Source organism: Oscillatoria sp. HE19RPO, assembly GCF_024220515.1.
GTDB lineage: Bacteria > Cyanobacteriota > Cyanobacteriia > Cyanobacteriales > Laspinemataceae > Laspinema.
On the sequence record NZ_JAMXOT010000316.1, the window covers coordinates 31219 to 41089 of the forward strand.

At 48.7% G+C, this 9871-nt stretch carries 10 protein-coding genes; 3 read left to right on the top strand and 7 right to left on the bottom strand.

From position 1 onward, the window contains the following. Positions 1 to 17: 17 nt before the first annotated feature. On the bottom strand, positions 18 to 191 hold the full coding sequence (locus NG833_RS24940; protein WP_254567978.1) for a hypothetical protein: 174 nt from the start codon (positions 189 to 191) through the stop codon (positions 18 to 20). Positions 192 to 622: 431 nt separating this feature from the next. Here NG833_RS24940 and NG833_RS24945 point away from each other — a divergent pair, with 431 nt between their 5' ends. Both NG833_RS24945 and NG833_RS24950 read left to right on the top strand, forming a co-directional pair. After that, a complete protein-coding gene (locus NG833_RS24945; RefSeq protein WP_254567979.1) occupies positions 623 to 844 on the top strand; it encodes a hypothetical protein in 222 nt (73 codons plus the stop codon). A 520-nt stretch (positions 845 to 1364) separates the two neighbouring features. Then, complete coding sequence (locus NG833_RS24950) at positions 1365 to 3065, top strand: ABC-ATPase domain-containing protein (RefSeq protein ID WP_254567980.1); 1701 nt, start codon at positions 1365 to 1367, stop codon at positions 3063 to 3065. Between the two features lie 244 nt (positions 3066 to 3309). Here the strand turns inward: NG833_RS24950 and NG833_RS24955 are convergent, their stop codons facing one another. Continuing rightward, on the bottom strand, positions 3310 to 4053 hold the full coding sequence (locus tag NG833_RS24955; protein WP_254567981.1) for a cyclopropane-fatty-acyl-phospholipid synthase family protein: 744 nt from the start codon (positions 4051 to 4053) through the stop codon (positions 3310 to 3312). A 291-nt stretch (positions 4054 to 4344) separates the two neighbouring features. Here NG833_RS24955 and cobA point away from each other — a divergent pair, with 291 nt between their 5' ends. Continuing rightward, on the top strand, positions 4345 to 5145 hold the full coding sequence (cobA, locus tag NG833_RS24960; protein WP_254567982.1) for a uroporphyrinogen-III C-methyltransferase: 801 nt from the start codon (positions 4345 to 4347) through the stop codon (positions 5143 to 5145). A gap of 42 nt (positions 5146 to 5187) precedes the next feature. Here the strand turns inward: cobA and NG833_RS24965 are convergent, their stop codons facing one another. From NG833_RS24965 to NG833_RS24985, 5 genes are all read right to left on the bottom strand, one after another. Next, complete coding sequence (locus tag NG833_RS24965) at positions 5188 to 6216, bottom strand: HAMP domain-containing sensor histidine kinase (RefSeq protein WP_254567983.1); 1029 nt, start codon at positions 6214 to 6216, stop codon at positions 5188 to 5190. 277 nt (positions 6217 to 6493) lie between these two features. Continuing rightward, entirely contained in the window at positions 6494 to 6838 is a 345-nt protein-coding gene (locus tag NG833_RS24970) for an STAS domain-containing protein (RefSeq protein WP_254567988.1), read from the bottom strand. Between the two features lie 360 nt (positions 6839 to 7198). Then, the gene (locus tag NG833_RS24975) at positions 7199 to 7780 is read right to left on the bottom strand and encodes an ATP-binding protein (RefSeq protein WP_254567984.1); all 582 of its coding nucleotides are present in this window, start codon (positions 7778 to 7780) and stop codon (positions 7199 to 7201) included. A gap of 450 nt (positions 7781 to 8230) precedes the next feature. Continuing rightward, complete coding sequence (aroF, locus tag NG833_RS24980) at positions 8231 to 9088, bottom strand: 3-deoxy-7-phosphoheptulonate synthase (protein WP_254567985.1); 858 nt, start codon at positions 9086 to 9088, stop codon at positions 8231 to 8233. 575 nt (positions 9089 to 9663) lie between these two features. Then, the coding region (locus NG833_RS24985; RefSeq protein ID WP_254567986.1) for a hypothetical protein at positions 9664 to 9871 on the bottom strand (208 nt) is incomplete at its 5' end.

Consider the following 9871-nt stretch of genomic DNA (forward strand, 5'->3'; position numbering starts at 1 on the left):
GCAACGGTGCGACTATTCTACAATCTCCCATTGGGAGGAGGGCCTTGGAGTGCTTCCCATAATTCGGTTTCCGGTTGGGGAGACAGCAAGGGTTTGACACCCGGATTCTCATGACGGCGATCGCCCAGTCCGGCGTTGCCTTCCTTATTATAACGACGCGCCATCTGCCGGATCCAACAGGCATAGAGCATCAGTATGAGGTAAAAACCCGCAGGCTGAAGCCTGGGGCTACACAGACGAAGCCTGCCTCCGCAGGCTGATCGATGAAAATCGACTTTTAACAACCGGATTTGGTATGATCCCAAATCCGGTTGTTAAAAGTCAGTTTTCGCTTTTAGCCCGCGCAGGCGGGCTTCGTCCGTATAGCCTCCGGGCTTCAGCCTGCGGGTTTTTACAGACTTTTAACAACCGGATTGGGTATCAGACGAGATGAGACAGTATCTGCTCAGATCCAGAACCCTGGCGAATTTCCTGGAGGGAAATTCTTGGAAGAAAAAACCCTTAAACTGGCATTCCTGGGTCTTCTGTCCGGGAGTCCGGGGGTCCGGTTGTTTGTTCGGTGACGGAATCTCTGGATAATGTCCTGTATGTTAAGACGGTTTATTAAAAAGGAAGGGCAATCATGAACCCAAATCGGGACTTGCAAACGGCAAAACCCCATCAGGTCAACTATCGGGATTGGACCATTTTGGTCTTTCCCGGAACTGATGGATACCGTCCCCTGTGCCTTGCCTCGGAAACCGAGGTCCTCAGCGATATGAAACCCTATCCCACTCCCGAGGTGGCGATCGCTGCGGGGAAGCGTTTCATCGACCGGGCGATCGGTCATCAAGAGGTGGCGTAATTCACCGGATTTTGTCATTTATACCCCCATCATGACCAGACTAAGATGGGAAGCGCTCAGTTTTTCTCAAGTTAGGATAGGGTCAACTCAATTAGCCGTTTTTAAGGATATTACAAATCATAAATTCTTGAATGAGTGGGGGCGCAAGTTATGCGCCCTTTCGATTTTCTTGGGAATTAGAACGTATTAATCGGGGTTAGGGAGATTGGAAATTGATGGATTGGTGGTGAGAATAAGTGGAGATAACGACTGAAGTTGTGACGTTGAACAATCCGGATAACGACTGAAGTCGGGACGTTGAACAAAGACAAGAGAACGACTGAAGTCGGGACGTTGAACAAAAGAGGATAACGACTGAAGTTGTGACGTTGAACAATCTGGATAAAGACTGAAGTTGTGACGTTGAACTGGATTTTGAATTAAGGGTTCGTAGTGTGGGATAATTGTCACCTGGTAGGGTAAATTTCGGAGTGGCCGAAATTCATTGCTCTAACTAGGGGTTATCTTTTTTTGGACAATCATGCAATATCAACGGTTACGTGAGCGGTTAAGTCAATTGGATGGTCGAAGTTATAAGGCGTATAAAGATATCCAGGGTCGCTACGAATTCCCGGATTTTACGCTGTCTATCGATTATGTTCAGGGAGATCCGTTTGCTTCACCGAGTAAACTTTCGGTGCGTGTGCCTCAATCGGTGGCGGGTTTTCCTGGAGAATTATATCAGTCTGCCAGTCGAAATATTGCCCTGGGGGATTATCTCACTCGGGAGTTTTCTCAGGCGGCAAGGCAGGTTTCTACTCGACGAGGGACGGGGAAAAGTGGTCAAATTGCGATCGCCCGAGTGACCCAAGAGGTCCTAGAACGCACTTGTGCTTTCATCAATTCAGATTGGGTAGAAATTCGCTTCACGGTCGGACTTCCTGCCCAAGGACGGCGGATTTTGGGGCATTTGGCCGCCGAAATGCTCTGCGATGATATTCCTCGAATTGTAGAAAAGGCGCTGTTTTATCGCAATCTGAATGCATCGAAAATTCGCGAACAGGTGGAAACCATAGAAGATGCCGACTGGTTGCGCGATCGCCTCCCAGACCAGAATTTAATCGCCTTTATTGCCAATGGTGCCATTTTACCCCGACGCAGTGGGGTAGACGATCGCCCGTTAAGTGCTACGGAAGCAATTCCCTTTGTCTCTCCTAAGTCATTACAGGTGGAATTTGATTGTCCCAATCGCGGTAAAATTATCGGCATGGGAATTCCCACGGGCATTACCCTAATTGTCGGAGGCGGTTATCATGGCAAATCTACCTTACTGCGGGCGATCGAATTAGGCGTTTATAATCACATTCCCGGCGATGGACGCGAATTTGTCGTCACCGATCCCGGGGCGATGAAAATTCGGGCAGAAGATGGTCGCAGCGTCGTCGGCGTCGATATTTCACCCTTTATCAATCATTTACCCCAAGGTCGTTCTACCCAACAGTTTTCTACGGCAAATGCCAGCGGCAGTACCTCCCAAGCGGCTAATATTATGGAAGCATTGGAAGCAGGAACCACGGTGTTATTAGTCGATGAAGATACAGCAGCGACTAATTTCATGATTCGCGATCGCCGGATGCAAGCGTTAATTGCCAAAGAAAAGGAACCGATTACGCCGTTTATTGATAAAATTAAATCCCTGACGACCCTGGGAGTCTCGACCATTTTAGTCATGGGAGGCAGTGGCGATTATTTTGATGTGGCCGATCGCGCTGTGGCAATGGATAATTTTGTCGCCTACGATGTCACCGATCGCGCCAAGGCAGTCGCTGCGGAATATGCCACGGGTCGGCAATCGGAAGGGGGACAAGAGTTCGGGGCGACTGCCAACCGTGTCCCCATCCCCAACAGTCTGGACCCGAGTTCCGGGAAACGGGATGTGCGTCTGAAGGTGCGCGATGTGGATGAAGTGCGTTTTGGTATGGAAGATATTGATTTAACTGCGGTTGAGCAAATTGTGGACCCGGGACAGTTACGGGCGATCGCGGCGGCAATGGTGTATGGGAAGGACCGCTACATGGATGGCAGGCGATCGTTGCGGGAAATTCTCGATCGGGTGATGGCGGATATTGATCAGCAAGGATTAGATGTGTTAACTCGGTTTCCGGAAGGGGATTTAGTGCGGTTTCGTCCTCTGGAACTCGCTGCGGCCCTGAATCGGTTGCGGACTTTGCAAGTGCGATGATTAGGGGGTAGTGGGCTCTTTTGGGGATAACGACTGAAGTCGTTACTACGAACATCAAGAGTACGACTGAAGTCGTTACTACGAACAATAGAAGAGAACGACTGAAGTCGTTACTACGAACTAAGCTATTCAACCTCTAAATTAATGTTTTGGAGTGCGAGCATCTTGCTCGTTATTTATTCTAGCGAGCAAGATGCTCGCACTCCTGAATAGCATCTGTACCTTATGAGTTTGGAAACCGCTATTATGGTTTTTTCATGAGATAAAAGACGTAACTAAAAAACTCGCCATACCGATCGCAGATGTCGATTTCTCGTTCAGTTTCGGCGAGGACTTGGGATAATGCCGGGGTGAGATTGCCCGAGGCGCGTAACTGCTGAACGCGATCGCTAACTGGCGTTAGATATTCATCCCACCAGGCCGATCTCGGTAAAATAAAGGTATCCAACACCTCATACCCGGCCTCCGTTGCTGTTTTAAGATTGTCTTCAATTGTCATCATTTCTGGATATTCTGCTTGCCAAAATTCCCTGACTTCCCGAGGCGGATTGTCCTGAATCCAAGTACATTCACTCACCCCCAGCAGTCCACCGTCCCGCAACAGGGGACGCCATAGGCGCAATCCATTCGCAAATCCCAGGAGATAGATGGCCCCTTCTGACCAAATCAGGTCAAAACTGCCTGGAGGGTCCTCTAAGGCCCCCATATCTGCTTGTCGAATCGTGATGCGATCGCCCAGTCCCGCTTGTCTCGCCGACTCTTCTAACTGCTGCAAAAACGGTTCATGCAAATCCACCGCAGTCACTGCCGCATTCAACTCCTGCGCCAACACCAAACTCTGCCGTCCGGGACCACACCCCAGGTCCAAAACCCGAGGCGATCGCGGCAATGGAGGCAACCGGCGAAGCGCCTCCCGCGTCGCCTCATCACTTCCCGGCCCTTCCCTAGGCAGATTACAGTGCACCGTAAAAAATGCCTCAAAATCCATCCATTCCCCTCCTCCAACTCCGTGAAAATCCGTGAAATCCGTGGTTCCCTTCCCAATCATGCAAAAATCGCATAATCTAAATGTAATCCTATCATTTAAAATTCATTCTGGTAATCAAAGATACGAATTGTCATCAAGATTACAAATAGCCTAAACTAGAAATCAGAAATGGGTCTGGAATTCCATAACCCAAATCTTTTTTAGATATTATTGATACATTTTAACGCAATAAACCTAGGTTAATCGGACCGAGTTACAGCAACTAAAGTCAAGGATTAAAGTTGAGTCAATATGGTAGTACAATCTGCAAACTCAAGCGGACCACAGGCAAGAACATTGGGGAAAGTTTATTTAGTTGGGGCAGGACCGGGAGACCCGGGTTTGCTGACGATTAAGGGCAAAACCCTTTTAGAATGTGCGGATGTGGTGATTTATGATGCGTTAGTCAGTCCGCAAATTCTCGCCCTGATTAATCCTCATGCGGAACAAATTAATGCCGGAAAACGCCGGGGACGGCATTCGTTGAAGCAAGATGAGACGACCCAAATTTTAATCGAACAGGCGCAGATTCATGCGGTTGTGGTGCGGTTAAAAGGCGGGGATCCGTTTGTATTTGGGCGCGGTGGGGAAGAGATGGAGGATTTAATTGCCGCTGGGGTGGCGGTGGAGGTGGTCCCGGGAGTGACCTCGGGAATTGCGGCCCCTGCTTATGCGGGAATTCCCCTGACTCATCGGGGATATAGTTCTTCGGTGACGTTTGTCACGGGACATGAGACGGTGGGGAAATATCGACCCCAGGTGAATTGGCAGGCGATCGCCCAAGGTTCGGAAACCATCGCCGTTTATATGGGGGTGCATAATTTACCCTATATTACCCAGGAACTGCTGAATGCAGGGCTGAGTCCAGAGACCCCGATCGCCTTAATTCGCTGGGGGACCCGCCCGGATCAAGAAGAACTGATTGGTACATTAGAAACCATTGTCCAACGGGTTGAAGAGAGTGGATTTGAGGCCCCGGCGATCGCAGTGATTGGTCAGGTGGTCAATTTACATTCCATCCTCTCCAGCAGTCGTCCCGCCGTTTTTGGGTAAAAAAAAGCATCGGGTTTCCCCTTTCCTTTGTGGTTTTTAGGGTTAATTTCCGATTCTTAAAGGTAAGGAGTTGCTATGATCTGACCATTCGGGAAGCTCTTGCAACTCCAACTCCATCCAAAAGAGACTCCCTTCCCCTAGGTGACTGATGACATGGAGTTCTCCTCCCATCATTTCCACTAATTTTTTACTAATCGCGAGTCCGAGTCCGGTGCCTTCTGCCATCCGGCTTTTATCTCCAACTTGATGGAAGGGGAGGAAAATTTCGTTGATCATTTCCTCGGGAATGCCGATGCCTGTATCTTGAATTTCAAAGCGAATTTTTTGGGGGGCCAGATGACTGCTGTTTTGCGATTCTGCCTGGAGTTCCTCAGTTGTCCCCTGGGTACTGGGGAGGGGGGGGCAACCGGGGAGGCGATCGCTATGACACCACTGACCATTCACCGCATAGCCCACTTTAAAGGCAACCCAACCGGAATCGGTAAACTTAACGGCATTACCCAATAAATTAATTAAAATTTGCCGCAATCGTTTCTGATCCGTATAAATGCCACGGGGTAAGGGGGTAACCCGCTCATAAGTAAACTCGATCCCCTTTTGTTTAGAGCGCATATCAAATAAATCGCAAATTCCCTTAAGGAAGAGGGGAAAGTTAAATTCTTGGGCATCGATTTCTAATCGGCAAGCTTCGATTTTGGCAATATCTAGGATATCGGCAATTAAAGTTAGAAGATGTTCACCACATTGATAAATTTTAGTCAGGTCGAGTCGTTGTTGTTCCGTGAGGTCTTCTTCTTCTTCCAACATCAGTTGGGCATAGCCTAAAATCCCATTTAAAGGGGTTCGCAGTTCATGGCTCATATTGGCTAAAAACTCGCTTTTAGCACGGCTGGCCACTTCTGCGACCTCTTTGGCTTTTAATAGCTCGGCTTCAATATTATCGCAGTGTTCCGTGGTATTCTCCAGTAGGATCTCCAGGTCATTTTTTTCCTGCTTGAGCATTTCCACATCCCGGCGCAGGGTCTGGACCTCCAAAAGGAGCTGTTCTCTTGTTACTGTCTCTTCCCACATAGACTTAAATCTCTTCCTTTGGCGATCGCGTGATATTTGCCGCTTTTATCCCGTTGTCCTCGCCTTGTTCAAGTCTTATAAAAGTTCTAGTGTTAAAGCTCCGGTTGAGGGCCGCTTAACAGTAGTTGTGAAGACTTGAAAGAGGGCCAGGGATTCAACTGAGGGCAATCAGCCGCTTTGACCCTTGAGCTACCCTTGCTAGAGCAGTCCCCTCTCGCAGACGGAATGGCGAAGGGTGTCATGCTCCTGACGACAACCCACTCCCCGGGATCCCTCCCTATTCCCATTCCAGTTTTAAAGACGGCATTAGTCGTTGTAAGTTCTTCAATGATTTCCCCTGCCACAGCAGGTTCTTAGAACCTTTGACAATCAGATTCACATTCCTTTTCTGCCGGACTTTGATCACAAACTTGGAGAGGACGTTGATCCCCGAGCTATTTAAAAATTCTAGGCCCTTGAGATTGAGAATCATCGTCTCCGGTTCTTGCTCGATCGCACTTTCGAGGAGTTGGATAATGGGATCATATTCATCCATACCATTCAACCGCAGGGAACCCTGGCAGTTTAGTGTCGAGGTTTCGTTTTCATACCACAGGCGATAATCGTCAGTCTTAATTTCCATCATCAGTAGTCAGTCGTTAATAAGGGATCTCGGCTTAAGGGTATAAAGAGTAGGAGGGTCAGCTTGCCGATCCTAACCGTAGTTTGCCCAGATTGGATTGCCTCCTCTCTCGCTTTTTTCCGGTTTTAGTCGATGCACTCACCGACTCTGACCGATGCGCGCAGAATTTCTCCCTAGTTCATGGTAAGGGACAATACCGGGATAGTGTTCAGTAGAATTACCCCTTCAGTTCATTGATAACAATGGCCCTGAGAGCAGTTAGCGCCTCTGGGTACTTGTGCCGCGCTCTCTAGAACAACTTTCCCACCCATCAAAGAATAAAATCGGATAGGGGGTCCGAGTATCGCGATATTAATGAGTCTATAATAAGATCTGTACCATTGTGGTTACGGCGATCGCTTTTTTCTCCCCGTTCATCTCCTGAAATTTCCAACCGATCTTAGCGCCATAGTCGATAATCATGGTCAGAAAACCCAGTCCCGATGCTGTGTTTATATCTTCTAGGGCATTTTTTTCCAGTCGGTCCATGTAGAGTTTTAGGGGGTCCTCGGTGCTTAACTGGATTAAAAATGCCTGAAAATCCCCCATTTTTTCCCGACAAATACTATTAGTAGTCACAAAAATAATTCTTTCAGAATTTAAGTGGAGTTGAATACTAATCGGGTATCCCTGTGTCTCCACACTAAACTTCATGGCATTTTCTAGGAGTTCATTGGCAATATAGCTGACTGCAGATTGGATTTCTGCTTTTTTATTCAGATGTGAAGCGGTTTCCTCACTACTGGGAAAAAATGTCGTTAAATAGTCGGCCAGAAAATCGGCGGATAATCCATTGTTTCGCCACCGCTGCTTGAGGGGAATCGAAGCGGGAGAAAATCCCAAAATTAAATATTCCGTTCCCTTGGGCAAATCCTCAATGAAGTCTCCAAATATCTCAGTCATAAGGGGGGGTTTTTAGTGGCTATATCAATGATTCACAATTAGCAATTAGGTGACAGTCAAACCCCAAAATAGCGCGGGGGGATTCTTCAACGGATCTCCTCGGGAAACGGATCGACGCATCAAGGGATTCAGACTCGTCTCCCTGGGAATCAGCCAGATTATCGATCTCATACGGGTGAACTCTTGCAGTTGGACGCTTCCTCAATCCCGGGATTGTTAGTTTGAGATTTTCCTCTAGTTGGAATACCTGCGCGATCGCTCACTCCTCCGGAGCATAAACCTTTAGGGTCAAGACACCCCGGCCTTGTAATTCACCCAGATGCTGTTATTGTATCCACAATTCATCCGGCGCGGCAAGTTAGCCCTCTAACGGGCGTTTTCCTGTAGAAGCGGGAGACTCGGATTTCCCCACCCTCAACCCCTCCGAGTCTCCCACTCCGATTAATCCGATTAAGCGGCTGATAATTCCCGCAGAGGTTCCCCCTCACGCACTCGACGCCCTACTGCTGCTGCCACGGGACCCAAACTTTGCACCAACTCGACCATTTCGGGAAGAGACAGCGCCTGTCTGGCATCGGAAACCGACTGTTCCGGTTCTGGATGACACTCAATAATCAACCCATCGGCCCCTGCTGCCACTGCTGCCCTTGCCAATCCTGCCACCAATTCTCGCTTCCCTGCCGCATGAGACGGGTCCACCATCACCGGCAAATGGGTAATCTGTTTCAGGGCCACCACTGCCCCCAAATCCAAAATATTCCTTGTGAACGAATCGAAACTGCGGATCCCCCGTTCACAGAGAATCACATCGGGATTCCCATGAGACATGATATATTCTGCGGCGAACACAAATTCTTCCAGAGTCGCTGCCAGTCCCCGCTTCAACAACACAGGTTTACCCGCTTCCCCTAATGCTTTGAGCAAGTCGAAATTTTGCATATTCCGACTGCCTACTTGTAACAGATCCGCGTGGGCGACAATGCTTTCAATTTGATTAATTGACATCACCTCCGTCACCACGGGAATCCCATAGCGCTGACGCACTGCGGATAAAATAGTTAACCCCGCCTCTCCCATGCCTTGAAACGAGTAAGGGGAGGTGCGGGGTTTGAAGACGCCACCACGTAACAGTTGGACGGGTGCATGGGCGAGGTGACGGGCAACGGTTTCCATTTGTTCGAGACTCTCCACAGCACAGGGACCGCCGATAATTAATAAGTCTTGGCCCCCGATAGTGGTGCGATCGCCAATGGAGATGGCGGTTTGTTGCGTGGGATGAGATTTGCTGACGAGTTTGGCGTTTTTCATGGAATTACTCCTTTTGTACAAATAATCTACAAATAATCAAGATGGACGATAAAAAAGCCCGGAACCTGTTCAAAGTTCCGGGCGGAGGCGATTTGGCATCATGACAAAACCTACCCAGAACTCTTTCTGAGCCAAAAGTAGAAGCCAAAAAACCAGTTAGGGAGATGGGATGTCATGGCGATCGCCTTTTTCCTTTACGAGAGAGTGTTTCAAACCAACAAAAAACCGCAGCGTTGCTTCTGCGGTTCACCAGCGGTTTCCATGTCAAAATGGATTCACTGCCGGTGAACCAAGATAAACCAAAAATAAAAGAAGGGGCTGCGGTTTAACATGATGATTAGAATTGATGAGTCAATTGAATTTATGCCTAGATAGACTAAACCTAACAAAGCTCAAACCCGATGTCAACCCCCCAGTTGCTATAACTTTTAACCCGGATTTCTACCTAGAGGGAGAGGAGTGCGTTGGTGGAGCCAGCACTTCTATCCTCGTGACGTGGCTGAAGCCGCGTCACGCTCTTTTGGAGGCTCTGCCTCCAGTCCCCAAGCAAGGGTTTAAGCTGCCTATTGTACCTGTCACGGCTTCAAATCCTCATCAAAGGTACAGGCGGCAGAGCCGCCAATTGTGCGTGACGCGGCTTCAGCCACGTCACGAGAAAGCCACGTCACGAGAAATGCACTAAGGGAACTCCAAAAAATAAAATCTCCAAAACGTTCGTTCGTATGACGGATCAACGGAGTAGCCCCCTCAATGTAGGGGCGCAATGCGCAGGCCCTCCGGAGG